This window comes from Pseudovibrio japonicus, from assembly GCF_014651595.1.
Taxonomy (GTDB): domain Bacteria; phylum Pseudomonadota; class Alphaproteobacteria; order Rhizobiales; family Stappiaceae; genus Pseudovibrio; species Pseudovibrio japonicus.
The window spans coordinates 200,912-221,159 of record NZ_BMXE01000004.1 but is presented as its reverse complement, the minus strand read 5'-3'; the positions used below and the strand labels follow the sequence as shown (position 1 = coordinate 221,159).

The window sequence follows — 20,248 nt, the reverse complement described above, 5'->3', positions numbered from 1 at the left end:
CTCTGATCGCGTTTCGGTGATATCCACGGGAGATTCAGACGGAGTAAACCGAGAAAAACGGTTTTTAATCAACTCCCTAGTGCGACAATCTGTACACCCCACCCAGATATGATGAGTATTTTTCACGGATAGGGTTGACCTACCATCCGTTACATCTTGGCCACCACGCGCCTTCATGCTCTCCGTTGATCACGTGGTACCCGTCATAGGCTGCGCAGGTCATGCAGGTATGATTGGGCAGGATGCGGAGCTGTGTTCCGAGGGGATAAAGCTCGAAGGGAAGTGGGCTGCCGTCTCTGGTGGTGATGTAGCCATGTTCCTGACTGACGCCTCCTACGTATATCAGCGGGTCCATGTGGCCGTCTGCGTCGCTTACGAAGCCAAAACCACAGTCATTACTTTGCGTTGCGCAAGAGCGGTCCTTGGAGAGCGCCAGTCCGCCAGCGTCGACCACAATGCGGTTGAGGTGTGGGGCATGGCTGATGACGGTGGTGAGCACGGTTGCAGCCACATCTTCCATGGCGCACATGCCAAGGTTTGACTGAAAGACATCCTGAAAAACGTAGACGCCTGCTCGTACATCAGAGACGCCGTCGAAGGATGTGCCGAAGAGCGCTGTTGGTGTGGAGCCGATGCTGACATGTGGGCAGGGGAGGCCTGCTTCGAGGATAGCACCTTTGACAGCGAGGGTGTGGGTGCGTTCCTGTTCTGCGGCTGCTTCCAGTTCCTGCTTGCTGTCTGCGGAATAGCTTACGCCGCCGCCGTGGGCCATGACACCCGCAAATTCCAGATTGGATGCATTTGCAAGTATTCTGGCTACATCAATTGCGCGCTGCTGACCAGCCTTCACGCCGGTGCGGTGACCGTCCACATCGACTTCCAGATAAACGCGCGGGGGTGGGCCATCCAGTGTCATTGTAGAGAGATCGTTTGCCATCTCGGTACTGTCGAGGCAGATGGACATTTGAGCGCCGGACCGGTTGAGCTTCATGACGCGTTCCATCTTTTGCGGGGAGACGGAGACGGCATAGAGGATATCTTTCAGGCCGTGGGAGGAAAAGTACTCGGCTTCCTTCAGGGTGGAGACTGTCCAGCGGTCCGCGCCGTGCTCTTCGAGGATGCGTGCGACATCAATGGATTTAGCTGTCTTAAGGTGCGGGCGGAGCGGGACGCCGATCTGCTTGAACCTGTCTGCCATGCCCTTGATGTTCTGGCGCACGGCACTCTCATCCAGCAAGAGGCATGGGGTTTGAAGGTCTTCAAGCATGTAATGGCTCCGGGTTCGGGTGTTCCTCGGAAAATGCCTAGCAGATCTATGGTGGATTCAACAGTAGGTATTGTGGGGATAACGGGTGCGGCCTGTTTTGAAGCTATTTCAGCGTATTAGGTGTAATTACTGCAGATGCGATGAGTTGCCGGAGCCTATGCGTGCTGATGTTCTTCAAATGTAGTCTTATAGATAGTTTTCTCACCGCATTGCTTCTTTTGCTCTTGACCTAGAGCGCACTCCAGCTCCTACATTGCGAAAACTGCCAAGATTGATTGAGCTGGAATCCTTTTAAATGCGAATAGGTGAATTGTCGAGAAAGAGCGGATTTTCTGTAGACACATTAAGGTACTACGAGAAAATTGGGCTGATGCCGCGTGCGTATCGGGATAGTGGAGGTCGGCGTTTGTTTGAGAATGCTGACCTGAGCTGGTTGACGTTTCTTCGCCGACTGAAAGAGACCGGCATGGGTATCCAGGAGCGCTTGCGGTTTGCGGGGCTACGGGAGCGTGGCGATGGCACCATGGCAGAGCGTAAAGAAATGTTGGAGGAACACCGGGAGGTGGTTTCACAGCGGATCGAGAGCCTTCAGCAAACGCTTCAATTGCTTGATGATAAAATCATCTATTATCAGAAAGAGGTGGATAGGCAATCCTGATTGGCGGCATCTTATCGATATATGGAGACTGGCCTATGAATGCCGAGCAAGTCCTGAATGTTTTGAACCCTGAACTGAAGAATGCACTTGCTGATAGATATGATGCAGCACTGCCAGGTATGTCTGCTGGTTTGGTGGACTGGGCCTATGAGAAGCACTATGGCCGCGATGGAGTGGACCTTAAAACGCGGCAGCTGTGTACCATTGCAGCCCTGACGGCCATGGGTGGACACACGGCGCCACAACTGGCCGCCAATATTGAGCATACATTGAATGCTGGCGCGCGACCTTCTGAAATCCTGGAGATTATCTGGCAGATGGCAGTTTATGGCGGGATGCCAGCCTCTATCAATGGTCTGAATGTGGCGATTAAGTTGTTTGACGAAAAGGGGCTTGATCCCCGGTCGTGATTTGAGTTCTTTACTCATTTTACAAGGAGGTGCGGGCCCTCGGCCCGTACCTCCTTCGGCTTTTGTGCACATCCCATGCAAGCGCCATCTGCTCCAGCGTTTGAATACGGCTTTGGGTGATATGGTTCAGTGCGCGCATGTGGTTGAGATTTTCTTCGGTCGGGAAGCTTTCCTTGAAGGAACGAACCTGTCTGCCAAGAGGGCTGTCTTTCGGCAAGTCCTTCAGGTGCTTGGTGGTCAGCAGGCCTTGCACCAGCGGGGGCGGGGGGAGACAACGGAGCCGACGCGTCCTTCTTTCAGCGTGTTGAGCGGGCGAAATGTGGCCCATCTTCCCCTGCTGCGCATTTTGGGGCTTGGTCTGGAGTGCACTCCTGCTCCGACGCATTGAGAGCTGTCGATACCTTGAAGTACTATGAGAAAATCGTGCTGCTGTGTCGTGCGTATCGGGACAGTGGAGGCCAGCGTTTGTTTGAGGATGCGGACCTGAGGTGGTTGATGCGTCTCTGCCGACTGAAAGAGACCGGTATGGGTATTCACGAGGCTTTGCGGTTTGCAGAATTGTGCGCGCGCGGTGACGTCATTAGGGCGGAGCGCTAAGAAATGCTGGAGGAATACGGTGAGGTTGTCGCGCCACGTTTTAAGAGCCTGCAGCAAACGCTTCAATTTCTCGATGATAAAGTCACTTATTATCAAGTGCAGAGGGCTAGGCAGTCCTGGCCGGTGGGATGCTATTGATATAAGGAGATTGCCCTATGACAGCTGAAAAAGTCCTGAAAGTTTTGAACCCTAGGCTGAAGAAAGCTCTCGCAAATAAATACGATGAAATACTGCCGGGCTTGTCTGAAGGTGTGGTCGACTGGGTCTACGAAAAGCATTATGCACGTGATGGTGTAGACCTCAAAACGCGGCAGCTGTGCACCATTGCTGCATTGACTGCGATGGGTGGGGACACGGCGCCTCAGCTTGCGGTCAACGTCGAACATACATTGAATGCTGGGGCACGGCCTTCTGAAATTCTTGAAATTATCTGGCAAATGGGTGTTTATGCCGGCTTGCCAGCCGCCATCAATGGCCTGAATGTAGCGATTGCATATTTTGAGGAAGAGGGGCTTGATCCTCGCTCGTGATCTGAGATTTTTCGCTCAGTTCTTGCTGGAGTTTGGACGATATGTCCTCACTTTCCCAAGTCTAAAAGGGCTTGGCCTTCCAATCGATACCTTCATAACCTCTGCTGACTGCGATTTACGTCAGGGTTTTCATCAGTTGCTTGCCGACGCCTTTTGAGTGCACCCGATCGGTAACGTACAGCTCCTTTAGATAGAGGCCAGAGGACATAAGCCAACTGCTTTAAGCATTTGCTTCACGCAATTTTCTTTGAATGCCGCTAGGTAGTCATCGGGATATGTCATGAAGGAGACAGGCTTATGAATGAGGAGCAAGTCCTGAGTGTATTAAACCCTGAAATGCGGAAGATGCTGGCGGATAGGTATGATGCAGCGGTGCCTGGCATGGCTGATTGTGTAGTGGACTGGGCCTATGGCAAGCACTATGGCCGGGAAGAAGTGGACCTGAAGACGCGCCAGTTATGTTCCATCGCCGCCCTGACGGCCATGGGGGGGCATACGGCGCCTCAGCTACGGGTCAACATCGAGAATACATTGAATGCGGGTGCTCGGCCTGTAGAGATTGTCGAGATTATTTGGCAGATGGCGGTTTATGCCGGTGTGCCCGCCTGTCTCAATGGGCTAGAAACCGCGATTGAGCTGTTTGAGGAAAAGGGGATTGATCCCCGGTCCTGACCTGAGATTTTTGATTAGTTCAGGATAGAGTGCGGGCCACGAGCCCGCACGTCCTTCATTGTTCGTTGCGCCTTACTTGTCGCGCGCTGGATCTTCCAGTTCTGCGGATTGTGCCCAAATGTTGATGTCGGCCTCTGTGGCGTACTTATCGATGTTGGCTAGTTCTTCCTCTGTGAACTCCAGGTTGTTGATCGCTGCTACACAGTCGATTACCTGTTCCTTACGGCTCGCACCGATCAGGGCGGAGGTGACGCGGCCTTTGCGCAGAACCCATGCCAGAGCCATTTGTGCCAGTGTTTGGCCGCGGCTTTGAGCGATATCGTTCAGGGAGCGAATGTGGCTCAGGTTTGTCTCAGTCAGGAAGCCTTCCTGGAATGAACCAACGTGTCTGCCAGCGCGGCTGTCTTCCGGCACGCCCTTAAGGTACTTGTTGGTCAACATGCCCTGTGCCAGTGGGGAGAAGACGATGGAACCGATGCCTTCTTCTTCCAGCGTGTCGAGCAGGCCATCTTCCTCAACCCAGCGGTTGAGCATGGAATAGCTTGGCTGGTGGATCAGGCACGGGGTGCCCAGTTCCTTCAGGATTTTCGCCGCTTCCTTGGTGCGTTTGGAATTATAAGAGGAGATGCCAACATAAAGCGCTTTGCCCTGACGTACGATGTGGTCGAGCGCCATCATGGTTTCTTCAAGCGGTGTTTCCGGATCAAAGCGGTGGGAATAGAAAATGTCTACGTAGTCCAGACCCATGCGCTGCAGGGACTGGTCCAGACTTGAAATCAGGTATTTGCGGCTGCCCCATTCGCCGTAGGGACCGGGCCACATGTCGTAGCCAGCTTTGGTGGAGATGACGAGTTCGTCGCGGTAACCAGCAAAGTCGGTGCGCAGGATCTCGCCAAAGGCGGTTTCAGCACTGCCTGGAGGCGGGCCGTAGTTGTTTGCCAGATCGAAGTGAGTGACGCCCAGATCGAAGGCGGTGCGGCACATTTCGCGCTTGGTCTGGTGCGGGGTGTCTTCCCCGAAGTTATGCCAGAGGCCGAGCGAGATTGCCGGTAGCTTGAGACCGCTCTTCCCGCAGCGGTTGTACTTCATGGTGTCATAGCGATTTTCGGCTGGTTGCCAAGACATCAAACTTCCTCCAAAACTTTGTTTTTCTTGGTATATTGTGCTTTGCTCAGCACCTATCAATGGTATGCGATTTTTGGGCTGCGCAATGTAAGTAGAAAATAAGGAAAGCTGGTGGCGCGGCCGCCACCACAATTTTTGAGGGTGCTGCTCCGATCTGGAGCGGGCGTCAAGCGGACAGTTCTACCCAGACGGGTACGTGGTCGGACGGCTTTTCCCAGCCGCGCACGTGCTTGTCGATGCCGACGCCTTGCATGATGCGGGCTGCTTCTGGTGAGAGCAGCAGGTGGTCAATACGGATGCCGTTGTCGCGCTGCCATGCACCTGCCTGATAGTCCCAAAATGTGTAGGTACCAGCGGTGCTGTTGGTGGCGCGTACTGCTTCTGTGAAGCCCAGATTGAGCAGGGCGCGGAAGCGTTGGCAGCTTTCCGGACGGAAGAGGGCGTCCCCCACCCAAGCCTCTGGCTTCTTTGCGTCTTCCGGCTCGGGAATGACGTTGTAATCGCCGACGAGCAGGAAGGCTTCTTCCTTCTCCAGCTGGTTTTCAGCGTGCTTGTGGAGGCGGTCCATCCAGCGCAGTTTATATGGGAACTTCTCGGTCTCGACCGGGTTGCCGTTTGGCAGGTAGAGGCAGCCGACGCGGATTGGCTCGTTATCGCCTGCAATGACGGCTTCGATGTAACGGGCCTGCTCGTCTTCGTCATCGCCGGGAAGGCGGCGGTTGACTTCTTCAAACGGGCGCTTGGAGAGGATCGCGACGCCGTTGAAACCTTTCTGGCCGTGGGTTTCCAGATTGTAGCCGAGCTCTTCGAACGGAGCGCGCGGGAAATTCTCATCGACCGATTTGATTTCCTGAAAACAGGCGACATCCGGTTGCTCTTCCTGAAGCCATTTGAGAACCGTTTCTAATCGCGCTTTGACGCCATTAATGTTCCAGCTTGCGATTTTCATCGAAACTCCCTTTGAAAAAGCGACGGGATCAGAGCAATGCGCTTTGGCGCATCTGCAGCGCATGGTGTGGCTGCTTGTTCGCTGTGTGTTGTGATTTGTTCTAGCACGGTGCGGTCGGAGGGCAAGGTGAGTAGTGTAACTGTTTGTGGATGAGGCTTGTCGGGCTGGATGCAGGCATGCGGGAATAGATGGCTGGCAAGAGGGGACTAATGATTTGCGTCGAAATGTGCGTTGGTTTGAGCGCAAGGCGGGAATTTTGCGTTTTTTATGGAAAATGGGTCTGTGGTTCCTGCCAGAGCGTGTGTGCCGCCGCTTAATTATGCTCACACGCCCGTTTTCAGTTATCCCCCTATAGAGCCGGAGTGAGGTAGTTTAGATGGAGAAGCTTGTTCCACATCCGCAACCGGCAGCGGCTTGCGGGTTGGTGATCTGGAAGGACTGGCCCATGAGATCTGTCACGAAGTCAATTTCAGACCCTGCCATGTATTGCAGGGATATACTGTCGATCAAAACAGTTGCGCCGAGTTTCGCCAGAACCAGATCGTCGTCTTCCTGTTCTGTGACGATGTCGTATTTGTATTGAAAACCGGAGCAGCCGCCGCCTTCGACGGAAATGCGGAGCATGCTGCCTTCGGCTTCCGTTTCTAGAATCTGGGCGACGCGTTTTGCGGCCTTATCGGTTAAACCGACGGTGTTTTCTGGGGTCTGTGTCATAAGCTCGGTCTTGTTGCGGCGTGTTTATGGTGTTGCTGTTATATTTAAGTGTTCTAAATTGCAATTTCCATAGTGTTTTATTGCTAAATTGCATTTGGCTTGGGAAAGCAGTTGTTTACAGGGCCTTTACATCTGTTATGTCTTTGCTGTGATACGAAAAACGGGTCCAGCCGTGCGGACAGTTTCAGATGATTGCGGGTAGGGGATAAGGTATGGTCAAGACGTTAGGATACGGCGCTCAGCCAAGAGCGGAGTATGCGGTTGATCCGGAGTTGAGCCGGGGGCGGCTTTTTCCCGAAAGCGACAGTCCGACACGCACCCCGTTCCAGCGTGACCGCGACCGCATTATCCATTCAGCGGCGTTTCGGCGGCTGAGTCATAAGACGCAGGTCTTTGTGTATCATGAGGGTGATCACTTTCGCACACGTTTGACGCATACAATCGAGGTTTCGCAGATTGCGCGTTCACTGGCACGTGCACTGCGGCTGGATGAGGATCTGGCGGAGTGTCTGGCGCTGGCCCATGACCTTGGCCATACGCCGTTCGGGCATGAGGGCGAGGATGTGATGCATGAGTGCATGGCGCATTATGGTGGGTTTGACCATAACGCGCAGTCCTTGCGCATCGTGACGGACCTTGAGCGGCGGTATGCAGAGTTCGACGGGCTTAATCTGGCGTGGGAAACGCTGGAGGGGCTTGTGAAGCATAATGGGCCGCTGACAGATCAGTTTGGCGTGCCTTGCGGGAAGCTTGAGGGTAAGCCCTTACCGTTTGCGGTGAGTGAGTATGCCAAGCATCAGGATTTGATGCTGTGGTCGTGGCCGAGCGCTGAGGCGCAGGTGGCCGCGATTGCTGATGATATTGCATATGATGCCCATGATCTTGATGACGGGATGAGGGCCGGGCTGCTCAGTTTTGAAGCGATGAGGGATGTGCCTTATCTGAAGCGGATCTTGGATGAGATAGACGAGAAATATCCGGGCCTTGAGGATGCACGGCGGATTCACGAAATTGGCCGCAGATGTATTACTGGCATGGTTGAGGACGTGATTGGGGAGAGTATTTCGCGAATTAAACAGCTTTCGCCCAAGAAATGCGGGGATATTCGCGATGCAAATGGACCTGTTATTGCCTTTTCAACTGAAATGGCGCGAGAAGAGCGCGAGTTGAAGGTGTTTTTATTCGCTAATCTATACCGGCACGAAAGCGTTCTGGCGGTTCGCAGGAAGGTTGCCAAGGTGGTTCGGGACTTGTTCCATGGCTACATTAAAGCGCCGGAAAGAATGCCGGAACCGTGGTGTGACGGGCTGAAAGGCGAGTGTGATGAGGTGGTGGCCCGCAGGGTCTGCGACTTCATTGCAGGCATGACAGATCGTTATGCCATTGAGGAACACCGACGATTATTTGACGATACCCCTGAACTGGGGTAATGCGCCAATTCAAACACTATTAATGCATGGGGTTTTCGCGAAGCTTCAGCTTTTCGAGGCTCTGTGACCTGTCAAACTAGGCTATTAAAAATGAACATCTTTGCAGACTTCGCCGAAAGGGTAAACAGTGTAGTTCAGGGTCTCGACCTTGCTGCTGACGCGCCGGAGCTGGATCTCCGACGTGTGACTGTTGAGCCACCTCGGGATGCTGCTCATGGCGATCTGGCAACCAATGCTGCCATGGTGCTGGCTAAACAGCTGAAGATGAAGCCGCGTGATCTTGCGGAAAAGATTGCGGAAGGCCTGCGCGCCGACAGTGAAGTTGAAGCTGTTGATGTTGCCGGACCTGGCTTCATCAACATCCGCGTGAACAAGGGTCTTTGGGAGCGTGTGCTGGGCGATATTGTTGCCAAGGGCGACAAGTTTGGCGCCTCCACGCGTGGTGAGGGCCTGAAGGTGAATGTGGAATACGTTTCCGCTAACCCGACCGGCCCTATGCATGTGGGGCACACTCGCGGTGCTGTTGTGGGTGACGCGTTGGCGAGCCTGTTGCAGTTTGCCGGTTACGACGTGACCCGTGAATACGTGATCAACGATGCGGGTTCCCAGATTGATACGCTGGCGAACTCTGCCTTCCTGCGCTACCGCGAAGCGCTGGGTGAGGATATTGGCAAGATCCCAGAGGGGTACTATCCGGGTGAATACCTTATTCCAGTCGGTAAGGCACTGGCGGAAGAGTTTGGTGACAAGCTGAAGGAGATGAATCCGGGGGAGCGTCTTGCGCTGCTGAAGGGCTATGCCGTTGACAAGATGATGGACATGATCCGTGGTGATCTGGCTGCGCTGAACGTTAAACATGACGTGTTCTTTTCTGAGAAGACCATGCACGGTCAGGGTCGGGCGATTGACCTGACACTGGATGCACTGCGCAAGCGTGATCTGGTTTACAACGGCACTCTTCCGCCGCCAAAAGGTGAAGTACCTGAAGACTGGGAAGACCGTGAGCAGACCTTGTTCCGCTCCTCCAACTACGGTGATGACAGTGACCGCGCGCTGGTGAAATCTGATGGCAGCTACACCTACTTCGCGGCGGACGTTGCTTACATGCGCGACAAGATCGAGCGTGGCTTTAAAGAGATCATCTTTATTCTCGGTGCCGACCATGGCGGTTACGTTAAGCGCTTGGAAGCGATCGGTAATGCGATCTCCGGCGGTGATGTGGATGTGATCGTGCGTCTTTGCCAGATGGTGAAGCTGTTCAAGGGCGGCGCGGAATTCAAAATGTCCAAGCGCTCTGGTAATTTCATCACCCTTCGCGATGTGGTTGATGAAGTGGGTGTGGATGCGGTACGCTTTATGATGCTCTACCGTAAGAACGACGCACAGTTGGACTTCGATTTTGACAAGGTGAAAGAGCAGTCAAAAGACAATCCGGTGTTTTACGTTCAGTACGGCCATGCGCGGTGTCATTCTGTGCTGCGTCAGGCTGCTGAGGAACTGGATTGGTTCTCCAACAGCGCTGATGAGTTGCGCTCTGCAGATTTTACACAGCTTGAAGATGAGGGTGAACTTGCCCTGATCGCCAAGATGGCTCAATGGCCTCGAATCGTAGAGGGAGCCTCGGAAAATCACGAGCCGCACCGCGTTGCGTTCTATCTGTATGAGCTTGCGAGCGCCCTGCATGGACATTGGTCCCGAGGCAAGGAAAAGCCGCAATTACGCTTTATTAATGATAAAACGCCAGAATTAACCAAAGCTCGACTCGCGTTAGTCTATGGAGTTTCACAGGTTATTGCTTCTGGCCTCAATGTTTTGGGTGTCACTGCACCTAATGAAATGCGCTAGTGCCTGAGCACAGTTAAGTAGAGTACAGGAGGTTCGCGGTGGGGATTGCGAGCCTCTTATTTAAGGGAAAACACCGCTGCAATGACTAATCGCTCCAAGTATCCGGGACCGGGTGAGGTTTCTGCCAGGCAAGCGGCAGGCGATGAACCGCAACAGTGGGCAGGCGATCAAGATCCGCTCGTAGAACTTGCAAAGATTGTTGGCGAGAGCACAGCTCAATACCGTCCAGATTCTCGCGTTGAAAGCCAGGTATCGGACCGTCCACTGTTCCCAGTAAGTGAAGAGCGTGGGGCGTCTGCCGAGCAAGGTTCTCAGGATCAAAGTCCTGTGGCCAATGACTATTCAGTGGGTGCAGTTGAGGCACAAGAGCCTGCATCCACTCAAGATTCATTTGCGGCGCTAGATGCCGTTTTTGCTGCTCCAAAACCTTCAGCTTCTCCGGAATTTGTTGATCCGTTTGCGGACCTGAGTGCTGCTGCGCGGCCAGCTGATGCGCTGGGGGACTCCGTAGATTACGTGAGTGATCTGCCTCCTGTTCCAAAAGCAAAAGCTGTTCCAGAGGCAAAGCTTTTGCCAGACTCCACGTCGGTGGGGCAGGCGATTTCAGGTTCTGAGGTTTCTGAAGAGCCGGAAATGGATGATATTCTTTCCCGTGACCTTGAAGAGAGCCTTGTTGCGTCTCTCAACCAGTCTCAGGTGGAACGGGAGCCGAACTCCCGTCCGCGGGCTGTGAGCCGTGCAACGCCGACGCTTGATGCGGTTGGTGTGCGTGATGTTCGCCCGGAGCAGACGTTGCGGGAGCGTCTTGAGCGCCGTGGTGATGAAGCTCCACGTCCGGTTGAAACGTCGCGTGCTGCTGAGCCAGCACCTGCGCCTGCACCTGCTCAAAGTGCTGCGACCAACGAGCCGAAAGCATTGAACGAGCTTTCCCAAAGTGACTATGACAGCTGGCGCGCGGAGCGTGCTGCAGAGCGTGCAACAGCGGCGGCAGCAAGTGCCAAGCCTGTGCCGCCCGTGCCACCAGTGCATGCGCCAGAGCCAAAGATTGAAGAGCCTGCGATTGCCCCGCAATTGCGTGGCAGCCTTGATGATATTGCGCCTGTGAAACCGGCAACTCCGGTTAAGCCAGAGATTGCTGCGGCACCTGCTGTGGCTGCGGCGGCTGTGACATCTCCGGTAATCGAGCCTGTGGCTTTTGAGCCGGACATGGCTGCGTTTGCGTTGGATACGGGTGCTGAGCTGGCTGCAGAGCGCGCGACTGCTCCAGAAGTTTCGGCAGAGGAAACAGTGATTCCGGCGAAGCATCTTGAGGATGCGTTGCTGGCGGAGTTTAGTCTGGATGATGATCTGCACGCGCCTGTTGCTGCTGAGGCTGCTGCACCGCATGTGGAGCGGGATATTGCCAGTGAGCTTGAGGCAAGCGTTGATGATATCTTCGCAGATGAAATTGCGCAGGAGCCTGTGTCCGCGCCGGGACCAGAGCTGGAGGCGAACCTTGCAGCGGAGCTGAATGAAATTGAGCGCATGAGTGCCGATTTCGAGCAGGCTGCTGAAGAGAACGATCCGTTTGTCAATGACGGTGAGGATGCCTGGCAGCTGGATGAAAGCGTTGCCAATGATCCGTCTCTGGACGAGATGTCATGGCCTGCTGCGGCTGAAAAGCTGGCGCAGACAGAAGCTGCGCATCAGGAAGCATTGAACGCTGCCAAGAAGCAGGGAGCTGATGTTACGCCGCCTCCGGGTGGTTATGATCTTGATGCTGTGGCTCAGGCGATGCGCAAGGCAGATCCAAGCCTTGACGGCGGTGTTCTTCCACAAGCTGTGCCGCGAGTTTCTGCTGAGCCTCCGGTTGAGGAAGAGGTTACAGGCCGCAGTGGTCTGCGCAAGGGCCTGATGGCTGCGGCGTCTATTGTGGCAATTGCCGTGGTTGGCGGTGCGGGTTTCTTCATGTTCGACTTTGGCGGAACGGCCAGTGATGCAACTCCGCCACCGATTATTCGCGCTGATACCTCGCCAATGAAAGAGACGCCGTCTCCTTCTGAGCAGCCAACGACTGATACTGCGAAGGTTTTCTCGCCACAGGAAGCGGCTCAGCCGGTTAGCGGTGAGAAGATGGTTCAGCGAGAAGATGCGGCTGTAACACCGTTGCCACCTGCGGCTGATGAGACGGATACTGTGCGCTCCAACGCGTTCGATATCAATCCGACTAAGAAGGTGCGTACTGTTATCGTACGTCCAGATGGGACGATTGTGCAGAACAATAGCACTGGCTCCGGCACGGTCTCTTCTTCTCGGCCACGTGTGGTGACGAGCGCGACTGTTCGTAACAGTAACCCACAGACCACGGGCAGTACGACGCCGGCTGTGGTGACTACGCCGTCTAATCAGTGGTCACCGCTTCCAGATGAAACGCTAAATACAACACGTCAGGTTACGACCGCTTCTGTGACGCGCGAGACGCAAAACGCATTTGCTACTGCGCCGACGACCACTTCAAGCCAAAACACGCGTAACGCGCTTCTGGGTGTGAGTGTGGTGCCGCAGTCCAAGCCAAGTGTTCCGGCTTCCGTCTCCCCGGGTAGCAGTGTTCGTTCCAACACGCTGGCACCGCTGCAATCGCAGGCGCCGGCACGTACGAGCAGTGCACCGCTGAACCTTACCGGGAATCAGGGGGCTCGGACGGCTGCTGTGAGCTCACAGCCAGTTGCGTCAACGCCGACACCGGGCCAGGGTGTTCTTGGGGAAATTCCATCCGGAACTTACATTGTGCAGGTTGCTTCTGTGCGGACTGTTGAGGACGCACGTGGGCAGATCCGCTCGTATAACCGTCGTTATCCAAATCTGATGGCTTTGGTTACACCGGTGATTACCCGCGCAGACCTTGGCGATAAGGGTGTATTCTACCGCATTCAGGTGCCGTTTGACGGACCGACCAGCGCCAACACGTTCTGCGGTGAGTTTAAAACTGCTGGTGGCGACTGCTACGTTCGCCGCAACTAAATCAAGTTTCCCGATTTCGGGACGATGCTTTGGAGCTTGACGCGGTAACAGCGTCAAGCTACCAGCTTTATCCATGTCTTTAAAATCATTCATTTCTGGGTGCCTTGGGCCTGAGCTTGGTGCTGAGGACAAGGCCTTTTTTCGGGACCAGCAACCGGTTGGCCTGATCCTGTTTACGCGCAACATGGAAAACGCGGATCAGATCCGCCGTTTATGTGCTGATTTTCGTGAAGCAGTCGGGCGCCCAGATGCACCTGTTTTTATTGATCAGGAAGGTGGCCGGGTCCAGCGTTTTGGTGCGCCGCATGTTCCGGTCTATCCTGCTGCGGGCACCATCGGGCGCCTTTATGAGCGCGACCAGACGGCGGCGAAACGGGCCGCTTACCTTCATGCCTTGCTGATTGGTCTGGACCTGCGCAAGCTCGGGCTGAGTGCGAACTGTATTCCCTGTCTGGACATGCCTGTTGCGGGTGCAAGTGATATTATTGGTTTGCGGGCCTATGGTTCTGACCCGACGCTTGTGAGTGAGCTGGGGCAAGCGGCTATGGATGGCTGTCTGGCGGCGGGCGTGATGCCGGTGATGAAGCATATGCCGGGGCATGGGCGAGCATTGGTTGATAGCCATCTCTCCTTGCCTGAAGTCTCATGCAGTCTTGAGGAGCTTGCACAGCGCGACCTGTTGCCGTTTCAAGCCCTGCGGGACTGCCCGATGGGGATGACGGCGCACATTGTCTTCAAGCAGATTGATGAAGATCATCCTGTTACGCAATCTTCCTATGCTATTCAACGCGTTATCCGAGATACTATAGGTTTTGACGGTGTCCTCATCAGTGACGATATTTCCATGAAGGCGCTCGGTGGTGGTCTGAAGAGCCGCGTGGAGAAGATTGTCGCAGCTGGCTGTGATCTGGTTTTGCATTGCAATGGCGAGCTGGACGAGATGCAGGTAGTTGCCTCGGCTGTGCCGGAGGTTTCTGGCAAGCGGGCGGCGCGCCTTGAGGCAGCCATGCAGCGAAATACCCAAGTGTTTGATGGGGATGAAACTGGTTTGCGGGCGGAGTTTGATGAGCTATGCGCAGTTGTTTGAGACTGTGTATGCTGGCGCGAGGCTGCAACTTGCGATTCAGCCACACCAGAAGGATTGATGCTTGAGCGACATTGAGGCCACAGAGCAGGTAGCAGAGACGCTGGTAAGCGCGGTTGCTGTAGAGCAGCCCGCGGCTGGTGAGCCGAACCTGCTTGTAGATGTGGACGGGTTTGAAGGTCCGCTTGATGTACTCTTGGTGCTGGCGCGCAGCCAGAAGGTTGATATTACCAAGATCTCTATCTTAGCGCTCACCGAGCAATACCTTGAATTCGTCAAGGAAGCGCGCAGGCTGCGGTTGGAGCTGGCAGCGGACTATCTGGTGATGGCGGCGTGGCTGGCTTATCTGAAGTCGCGCTTGCTGATTCCGCAGCAAAAAGACAGTGACGAGCCGACCGGTGAAGAGCTGGCGGCGGCGCTGGCGTTTCGTTTGCAGCGGTTGGAAGCGATGCGGGATGCTTCTGCCAAGTTGATGAACCGCGCCCGTCTGGGCCGCGAGGTGTTTTCGCGTGGTGCTCCCGAGACTGTCTCGGTGGACCGGCGCAGCGTCTGGACTGCCACGCTTTATGATGTGCTGATGGCGTATGCCTCGCAGCGCCAGCGTCATTCAGTGACCTCGGTGCATGTGAAAAAGCGGCAGGTGTGGTCGCTTCAGGATGCGCGGGAGATCTTGATCCGCCTTGTGGGGCAGGTTGCGGTTTGGACACCTATTGAGCAATTTCTGACGGCTTATCTGGAAGATCCCAAGGAGCGGGCGAGCGCGATGGCCTCGGCGTTCTCAGCCAGTTTGGAGCTGGTGCGTGAGGGGATGCTCGACATTCAGCAGTCGGCGCCGTTTGAGACGATTTATGTGCGCGCTTCGCAGCGCACTCCGGGCGAGAATGATACGGATGAAGGAGCTGAGGCGCTTGAGGCAAAGGAGGCTGAGCCGTTATGAAGAAACCGCCTGATCTTCTTGAAGCTCCTGCGGCAGATGAGGTCAATGAGGCTTCTGAGGTCGGCGAGATTTTGGAGACTGAGCGCATGGTTGAGGCTCTGATCTTTGCCAGTGCTGAGCCTTTGAGCTTTGCGGAACTGAGCAAGCGCATTCCGGGTGATCGGGATATTCGCGGGGCGCTTAATCGGTTGCGGGCGCATTATCGCAAGCGCGGTGTGCAGCTGCGTTCCAGTGAGGATCGCTGGTCGTTTCGCACGGCTGCGGATCTTTCGTTCATCTTGCACCGGGAGGCGGTTGAGCAGCGGCGACTGTCCCGTGCTGCGCTGGAAACACTGGCAATTATCGCTTTTCACCAACCCGTGACCCGGGCAGAGATTGAAGATATTCGCGGGGTTTCTACATCTAAGGGGACGCTTGATGTCCTTCTGGAGACGGGGTGGGTGCGTATGCGTGGGCGCCGCAGAACGCCGGGCCGTCCTGTGACCTACGGAACCACCTTTGATTTCCTTGATCATTTTGGTCTTGAAACCATCAAAGATCTGCCAGGTCTGGAAGAACTGAAAGGGGCCGGGCTGCTGGACAGCGCCATACCTGCCAGCTTCCATGTGCCTGCGCCGGACGACGGTATCGATTTGACGGAGGATGAAGATCCTCTGGATGAAAGTGAAATGTTTGCAACTGGCGCACTTGAAGAAGACGCCGGAGAAAAATAAACCATCCAGAGCGGCCGGGAATCTTGTGCGGCCATCTGCGAGTTTTATGAGGGACTAATGGGACCAGAGAAGGTCGCAACATCAGAGCGTCTGGTGTTTGACAATATCTACCATCATTATGGGGAGTTACCTGCGGTTCGCGGTATTTCAATTTCGTTACAAAGCGGAGAAGTGCTGTGTTTGCTGGGGCATTCTGGTTGCGGAAAGACGACATTGCTGCGCATTGCTGCAGGGGTTGTGCGTCAGCAACGGGGTAGTGTGCGGATTAATGGTTCTGTGGTTGCCGATGAACACCACTTTCTGCCGCCGGAAAAGCGCGGTGTGGGACTGATGTTCCAGGATTATGCGCTGTTTCCGCATTTGACGATTCTAGACAATGTGAAGTTTGGTCTGTCTGACCTTGCTGCTGATGTTGCCGAGCGCCGGGCGCGTGAGGCGCTGGAGATGGTTGGTCTTGGGCAGTTTGTGCATGACTACCCGCACGGCCTGTCAGGTGGTGAGCAGCAGCGCGCGGCGCTGGCGCGGGCCTTGGCTCCGCGGCCTCATACTTTGCTGATGGATGAGCCGTTTTCAGGCTTAGACAGCCGTTTGCGCGATGATGTGCGCGCGCAGACGCTGGAGATGATCAAGATGCAGGGTGCCACAGCGGTGGTGGTGACGCACGATCCTGAAGAAGCCTTGCGGGTGGGTGACCGTATTGCGCTGATGCGCAACGGGGAAGTGGTTCAGCTGGCGACGCCGGAAGATATCTACTTCCGTCCGAACAGTTTGTTTGCCGCCAAGTTCTTTTCTGACCTGAACGAGATTTCCGGAAAAGTTGTTGGCGACCGTGTGGTTACACCAATCGGCAATTTTCCGGCCAATGGTCTTGGAGAAGGCTCAGGTGCGACCATATGTATAAGACCGCATCACCTAAAGGTATGTCATGGTGGCGGCCATCTCAAGGGCAGAGTACTTTCTCGCGCAATGGCAGGTGAAGCAGACCTTCTGGACGTAAAAGTTGAAGGAATAGTCCATCCACTACGTATTCGTACGAGGGATGTCTTACAATTTTACCCAGATGATGTGATAGACTTGTGTATAAACGCAGAGAACGTTTTGGTTTTTGAGCGAGAGGCCTCAGTAAATCACAGTGGGTAATTTCTCTAGATACTACCTATTAGTATCTAGGGGATGTAGTGTCTCTCACAACACAGTTTAGAGTTCTTAAGGAGTTTGTTTGATGGGCTCAATTGGTATTTGGCAGATCGTCATCATCGCGGTTGTCGTAGTTCTACTGTTTGGACGTGGAAAGATTTCCGAGCTGATGGGCGATGTTGCAAAGGGCATCAACAGCTTCAAGAAGGGGCTGAATGAGGAAGATGCGGACGCTAAGGAAAAGGCGGAAGATCCGAAAGTAATCGATCATGCGCCAGGCGAAACCGTAAACGCCAAGGAAAAAGCTGAAGACACCGCAAAAAAGGACTAAGCGTTCTTTAGGGTAGTCTATGCAAATTGTTTAGGGAAAGTCGGTGTATTCTGACTTATGGTTTGTGATCCACTCCTTTCCCTGGTGGATGTGCCGTTAGCGGCACGACACGTCATCGATGAGGCCTGGAAACGGGTCGCCATTGTGACAATAACGAAACGGCTTCTTTATGTTCGATATCGCATGGACAGAGCTGCTGCTTGTCGCTGTGGTCGCCATTTTAGTGGTTGGCCCAAAAGAACTGCCAGGCATGTTGCGCACAATCGGGCGCACAATTGGCAGCGTGCGGCGGATGGCGGGCGAGTTTCAGTCCACTTTGAATGACGCTGTGAAAGAAGCGGAGAAGCAGGCTGGCATTGATGAGATGCGTAAGCAGGCTGATGCAGCGCAAAACTTCAATCCACTTGGCGACTTGAAAAAGAGCCTTGAGGACGAAAAGAAGAAGCTTCAGGACAGCATGACACAGGCGGAAAGCGACGTGAAAAGCTCGCTTAAGGGAGAGAAAACTCCTGAGAAAAAGCCTGAAAGTGAACCGGAAGCTGCACCTGTGAAAGCAGAAATGCCTGAACAGAAAGTGGTTTCTTCAGCTGAGCTGGCTTCCAATAAAAAAGCAAAAGAAGATGCGGTAAGCACTCCTTCCAGCAAAGACGAAAGCCGGGGCAGCTAATTTATGAGTAGTGATAACGAGATTGAGGATTCACGTGCGCCGCTGATTGAGCACCTGATTGAGTTGCGCTCACGCCTCCTGAAGTCAGTGATCGCGATCGCTATTGCCTTTGTGGTTTGCTTTTACTTCTCCAACGACATCTTCAACTTCCTGATCCGGCCTTATTCTGAGGCTGCCGGCGAAAGCATGGAAGTGAAGTTGATCTATACAGCGCCGCAGGAATGGTTCTTCACGCAGATGAAGCTCGCCTTGTTCGGTGCACTGTTTATCGCGTTTCCTGTGCTTGCCAGCCAGATCTACATGTTTATGGCACCGGGCCTTTATAAACATGAGCGCAGCGCGTTTATTCCTTATCTGGTTGCAACTCCGATCCTGTTCGTCATTGGTGCAGCTCTGGTGTTCTTCCTGGTTATGCCGATGGCCATGAGCTTCTTCCTTGCCATGCAGCAGATGGGGATTGACGAGCAAGCCTCTATCGAGATGTTGCCACGCGTAAGTGAGTACCTGAGCTTTGTAATGGTTCTTATCTTTGCGTTCGGTCTGGTTTTTCAGCTTCCGGTTGTTTTGACGCTTATGGGGCGTGCAGGTCTTGTGACTTCTGAGTCCCTTAAGGGGAAACGCAAATACGCAGTTGTTGGGGCGTTTGCTGCTGCGGCAATTTTAACACCTCCGGATCCGATTTCACAGATCGGCCTTGCACTTCCTACTCTGCTTCTCTACGAAGTCTCCATCTATTGTGTAAGGCTCGTCGAGAAGAAACGCGAAGAGAAAGAAAAGGAAGAAGAGGAATAAACTCTCTTCCTGCTCTATCGCTTATTCCCGGCGGGTTGTTTAGAAGGCAAACCTGCCGGGGTTACTAAGTTATGCTTGATATCAAGTGGATTCGTGAAAATCAGGAGAGCCTTGATGCGGCTCTCGCTAAACGCGGCCAAGAGCCACGCGCTTTGCTGCTCGTTGAACTGGACGATGCGCGCCGTTCCCACACCACCAAGCTTCAGGAGGCGCAGCAGCGCCGTAACTCCGCATCCAAAGAAATCGGTATGGCCATGGGCCAGGGCGATACGGAAAAAGCCGAGGCCCTGAAGGCTGAAGTTGCCGAAATTAAAAGCTTTATTCAGAACGGCGAAGAAGAACAGCGCAAGTTGAACGCTGCTCTTGAGGATGCTCTGGCTGTTATCCCCAACATTCCGCTGGAGGAAGTGCCAGAGGGTGAGAGCGAGGATGACAACGTTCTGCTTCACGTCCACGGCGAGAAGCCAGAGCTGGATTTTGAGCCGAAAGAGCACTACGAGCTGGGCGAAAGACTGGGCGGTATGGACTTTGCTGCCGCTGCCAAGATGTCCGGGTCCCGCTTTGTCATTCTGAAGAGCCAGATTGCGCGCCTGGAGCGTGCTTTGGGTCAGTTCATGATTGATCTGCACACCCGCGAGCATGGCTATACGGAAGTCTCTCCTCCGCTGCTGGTGCGTGACAATGCGCTTTATGGCACTGGCCAGTTGCCAAAGTTTGCCGAGGATCAGTTCCGTGATCAGGCGACCGGTCACTGGATGATCCCGACTGCGGAAGTTCCGCTGACCAACATGGTTTCCGGTGAAACGCTTGCTGAAGCTGATTTGCCGATCCGCGTGACCGCGCTGACTTACTGCTTCCGTTCTGAAGCTGGTTCTGCTGGCCGTGATACGGCTGGTATGCTGCGTCAGCACCAGTTCCAGAAGTGTGAGCTTGTGTCTATTACGGATGAGAACAGCTCTCTTGATGAGCTGGAGCGCATGCGCGAGTCTGCTGAGAAGGTTCTGAAGCTGCTGGGTCTGCATTACCGTGTGGTGACCTTGTGTGGTGGTGATATGGGCTTTGGCGCTCGTAAAACCTACGATATCGAGGTGTGGCTGCCAGGTCAGGATGCTTACCGTGAGATCTCTTCCTGTTCTGTTTGCGGAGACTTCCAGGGTCGCCGCATGAACACGCGTTACCGTGTGGAAGGTGAGAAGGCTCTGAAGTTTGTTCATACACTGAACGGCTCCGGCCTTGCGGTCGGGCGCTGCCTGATTGCGGTGATGGAAAACTATCAGAACGCTGATGGCACCATCACTGTTCCTGAGGTGCTGCGCCCTTATATGAATGGCGTAGACGTCATTGGTGCCTAAACACTCGGGATAACCGATTATCTGACGGGAGGACGGGG

The 20,248-nt window shown here is 54.4% G+C and carries 21 protein-coding genes; 16 read left to right on the top strand and 5 right to left on the bottom strand.

From position 1 onward, the window contains the following. Positions 1–139: 139 nt before the first annotated feature. On the bottom strand, positions 140–1,267 hold the full coding sequence (locus IE076_RS12650; protein ID WP_189437161.1) for an alanine racemase: 1,128 nt from the start codon (positions 1,265–1,267) through the stop codon (positions 140–142). Positions 1,268–1,562: 295 nt separating this feature from the next. On the opposite strand from IE076_RS12650, the gene IE076_RS12645 reads away from it, so the two are divergent. Together IE076_RS12645 and IE076_RS12640 are read left to right on the top strand one after the other, a co-directional pair. Continuing rightward, positions 1,563–1,925, top strand: a complete 363-nt coding sequence (locus IE076_RS12645; protein WP_189437160.1) for a MerR family transcriptional regulator — start codon at positions 1,563–1,565, stop codon at positions 1,923–1,925. A gap of 35 nt (positions 1,926–1,960) precedes the next feature. Continuing rightward, positions 1,961–2,335: a carboxymuconolactone decarboxylase family protein gene (locus tag IE076_RS12640; RefSeq protein WP_189437159.1), complete on the top strand. Its 375-nt coding sequence runs from the start codon at positions 1,961–1,963 to the stop codon at positions 2,333–2,335. Between the two features lie 19 nt (positions 2,336–2,354). Here IE076_RS12640 and IE076_RS12635 read toward each other — a convergent pair whose 3' ends face one another. Beyond that, on the bottom strand, positions 2,355–2,663 hold the full coding sequence (locus IE076_RS12635; RefSeq protein WP_189437158.1) for an aldo-keto reductase family protein: 309 nt from the start codon (positions 2,661–2,663) through the stop codon (positions 2,355–2,357). 35 nt (positions 2,664–2,698) lie between these two features. On the opposite strand from IE076_RS12635, the gene IE076_RS12630 reads away from it, so the two are divergent. The 3 genes from IE076_RS12630 (at position 2,699) to IE076_RS12620 (ending at position 4,134) form a co-directional block, all read left to right on the top strand. After that, positions 2,699–2,932: a MerR family transcriptional regulator gene (locus tag IE076_RS12630; RefSeq protein ID WP_189437157.1), complete on the top strand. Its 234-nt coding sequence runs from the start codon at positions 2,699–2,701 to the stop codon at positions 2,930–2,932. Between the two features lie 155 nt (positions 2,933–3,087). Continuing rightward, complete coding sequence (locus IE076_RS12625) at positions 3,088–3,462, top strand: carboxymuconolactone decarboxylase family protein (RefSeq protein ID WP_189437156.1); 375 nt, start codon at positions 3,088–3,090, stop codon at positions 3,460–3,462. A gap of 297 nt (positions 3,463–3,759) precedes the next feature. Further along, on the top strand, positions 3,760–4,134 hold the full coding sequence (locus IE076_RS12620; RefSeq protein WP_189437155.1) for a carboxymuconolactone decarboxylase family protein: 375 nt from the start codon (positions 3,760–3,762) through the stop codon (positions 4,132–4,134). A 72-nt stretch (positions 4,135–4,206) separates the two neighbouring features. Here the strand turns inward: IE076_RS12620 and mgrA are convergent, their stop codons facing one another. From mgrA to erpA, 3 genes are all read right to left on the bottom strand, one after another. Further along, positions 4,207–5,259 (bottom strand): L-glyceraldehyde 3-phosphate reductase, encoded by a 1,053-nt coding sequence (mgrA, locus tag IE076_RS12615; protein WP_189437154.1) that lies wholly within the window; start codon positions 5,257–5,259, stop codon positions 4,207–4,209. Positions 5,260–5,425: 166 nt separating this feature from the next. Further along, positions 5,426–6,208, bottom strand: coding sequence for an exodeoxyribonuclease III (gene xth / locus IE076_RS12610; protein ID WP_189437153.1), 783 nt, complete (start codon positions 6,206–6,208; stop codon positions 5,426–5,428). A gap of 372 nt (positions 6,209–6,580) precedes the next feature. Continuing rightward, positions 6,581–6,922 carry an iron-sulfur cluster insertion protein ErpA gene (gene erpA / locus IE076_RS12605; RefSeq protein ID WP_189437152.1) on the bottom strand — a complete coding sequence of 114 codons (342 nt, stop codon included), beginning with the start codon at positions 6,920–6,922 and terminating at the stop codon, positions 6,581–6,583. A gap of 212 nt (positions 6,923–7,134) precedes the next feature. On the opposite strand from erpA, the gene IE076_RS12600 reads away from it, so the two are divergent. From IE076_RS12600 to serS, 11 genes are all read left to right on the top strand, one after another. Next, a complete protein-coding gene (locus IE076_RS12600; RefSeq protein ID WP_189437151.1) occupies positions 7,135–8,352 on the top strand; it encodes a deoxyguanosinetriphosphate triphosphohydrolase in 1,218 nt (405 codons plus the stop codon). A gap of 90 nt (positions 8,353–8,442) precedes the next feature. Next, positions 8,443–10,197 carry an arginine--tRNA ligase gene (gene argS / locus IE076_RS12595; RefSeq protein WP_189437150.1) on the top strand — a complete coding sequence of 585 codons (1,755 nt, stop codon included), beginning with the start codon at positions 8,443–8,445 and terminating at the stop codon, positions 10,195–10,197. Between the two features lie 81 nt (positions 10,198–10,278). Continuing rightward, a complete protein-coding gene (locus IE076_RS12590; RefSeq protein ID WP_189437149.1) occupies positions 10,279–13,197 on the top strand; it encodes an SPOR domain-containing protein in 2,919 nt (972 codons plus the stop codon). A 73-nt stretch (positions 13,198–13,270) separates the two neighbouring features. Beyond that, complete coding sequence (gene nagZ / locus IE076_RS12585) at positions 13,271–14,284, top strand: beta-N-acetylhexosaminidase (RefSeq protein ID WP_189437148.1); 1,014 nt, start codon at positions 13,271–13,273, stop codon at positions 14,282–14,284. A gap of 100 nt (positions 14,285–14,384) precedes the next feature. Continuing rightward, positions 14,385–15,218 carry a segregation and condensation protein A gene (locus IE076_RS12580; RefSeq protein WP_189437435.1) on the top strand — a complete coding sequence of 278 codons (834 nt, stop codon included), beginning with the start codon at positions 14,385–14,387 and terminating at the stop codon, positions 15,216–15,218. Further along, positions 15,215–15,931, top strand: a complete 717-nt coding sequence (gene scpB / locus IE076_RS12575) for an SMC-Scp complex subunit ScpB (RefSeq protein WP_189437147.1) — start codon at positions 15,215–15,217, stop codon at positions 15,929–15,931. The genes IE076_RS12580 and scpB overlap by 4 nt, the downstream gene beginning before the upstream one ends. Positions 15,932–15,988: 57 nt before the next feature. Then, positions 15,989–17,071: an ABC transporter ATP-binding protein gene (locus tag IE076_RS12570; protein ID WP_189437146.1), complete on the top strand. Its 1,083-nt coding sequence runs from the start codon at positions 15,989–15,991 to the stop codon at positions 17,069–17,071. Between the two features lie 82 nt (positions 17,072–17,153). Then, entirely contained in the window at positions 17,154–17,399 is a 246-nt protein-coding gene (locus tag IE076_RS12565) for a twin-arginine translocase TatA/TatE family subunit (RefSeq protein WP_189437145.1), read from the top strand. Between the two features lie 169 nt (positions 17,400–17,568). Next, positions 17,569–18,066 carry a Sec-independent protein translocase protein TatB gene (gene tatB / locus IE076_RS12560; RefSeq protein ID WP_189437144.1) on the top strand — a complete coding sequence of 166 codons (498 nt, stop codon included), beginning with the start codon at positions 17,569–17,571 and terminating at the stop codon, positions 18,064–18,066. Positions 18,067–18,069: 3 nt separating this feature from the next. Further along, positions 18,070–18,858: a twin-arginine translocase subunit TatC gene (tatC, locus tag IE076_RS12555; protein ID WP_189437143.1), complete on the top strand. Its 789-nt coding sequence runs from the start codon at positions 18,070–18,072 to the stop codon at positions 18,856–18,858. A gap of 71 nt (positions 18,859–18,929) precedes the next feature. After that, positions 18,930–20,210 (top strand): serine--tRNA ligase, encoded by a 1,281-nt coding sequence (serS, locus tag IE076_RS12550; RefSeq protein WP_189437142.1) that lies wholly within the window; start codon positions 18,930–18,932, stop codon positions 20,208–20,210. Positions 20,211–20,248 lie beyond the last annotated feature (38 nt).

Excerpts from the sequence above, each read along its gene's own strand:
- IE076_RS12650 (WP_189437161.1), bottom strand. The coding sequence starts at position 1,267 with ATGCTTGAAGACCTTCAAACCCCATGCCTCTTGCTGGATGAGAGTGCC.
- IE076_RS12645 (WP_189437160.1), top strand. The coding sequence starts at position 1,563 with ATGCGAATAGGTGAATTGTCGAGAAAGAGCGGATTTTCTGTAGACACA.
- IE076_RS12640 (WP_189437159.1), top strand. The coding sequence starts at position 1,961 with ATGAATGCCGAGCAAGTCCTGAATGTTTTGAACCCTGAACTGAAGAAT.
- IE076_RS12635 (WP_189437158.1), bottom strand. The coding sequence starts at position 2,663 with ATGGGCCACATTTCGCCCGCTCAACACGCTGAAAGAAGGACGCGTCGG.
- IE076_RS12625 (WP_189437156.1), top strand. The coding sequence starts at position 3,088 with ATGACAGCTGAAAAAGTCCTGAAAGTTTTGAACCCTAGGCTGAAGAAA.
- IE076_RS12620 (WP_189437155.1), top strand. The coding sequence starts at position 3,760 with ATGAATGAGGAGCAAGTCCTGAGTGTATTAAACCCTGAAATGCGGAAG.
- mgrA (WP_189437154.1), bottom strand. The coding sequence starts at position 5,259 with ATGTCTTGGCAACCAGCCGAAAATCGCTATGACACCATGAAGTACAAC.
- xth (WP_189437153.1), bottom strand. The coding sequence starts at position 6,208 with ATGAAAATCGCAAGCTGGAACATTAATGGCGTCAAAGCGCGATTAGAA.
- erpA (WP_189437152.1), bottom strand. The coding sequence starts at position 6,922 with ATGACACAGACCCCAGAAAACACCGTCGGTTTAACCGATAAGGCCGCA.
- IE076_RS12600 (WP_189437151.1), top strand. The coding sequence starts at position 7,135 with ATGGTCAAGACGTTAGGATACGGCGCTCAGCCAAGAGCGGAGTATGCG.
- argS (WP_189437150.1), top strand. The coding sequence starts at position 8,443 with ATGAACATCTTTGCAGACTTCGCCGAAAGGGTAAACAGTGTAGTTCAG.
- IE076_RS12590 (WP_189437149.1), top strand. The coding sequence starts at position 10,279 with ATGACTAATCGCTCCAAGTATCCGGGACCGGGTGAGGTTTCTGCCAGG.
- nagZ (WP_189437148.1), top strand. The coding sequence starts at position 13,271 with ATGTCTTTAAAATCATTCATTTCTGGGTGCCTTGGGCCTGAGCTTGGT.
- scpB (WP_189437147.1), top strand. The coding sequence starts at position 15,215 with ATGAAGAAACCGCCTGATCTTCTTGAAGCTCCTGCGGCAGATGAGGTC.
- IE076_RS12570 (WP_189437146.1), top strand. The coding sequence starts at position 15,989 with ATGGGACCAGAGAAGGTCGCAACATCAGAGCGTCTGGTGTTTGACAAT.
- IE076_RS12565 (WP_189437145.1), top strand. The coding sequence starts at position 17,154 with ATGGGCTCAATTGGTATTTGGCAGATCGTCATCATCGCGGTTGTCGTA.
- tatB (WP_189437144.1), top strand. The coding sequence starts at position 17,569 with ATGTTCGATATCGCATGGACAGAGCTGCTGCTTGTCGCTGTGGTCGCC.
- tatC (WP_189437143.1), top strand. The coding sequence starts at position 18,070 with ATGAGTAGTGATAACGAGATTGAGGATTCACGTGCGCCGCTGATTGAG.
- serS (WP_189437142.1), top strand. The coding sequence starts at position 18,930 with ATGCTTGATATCAAGTGGATTCGTGAAAATCAGGAGAGCCTTGATGCG.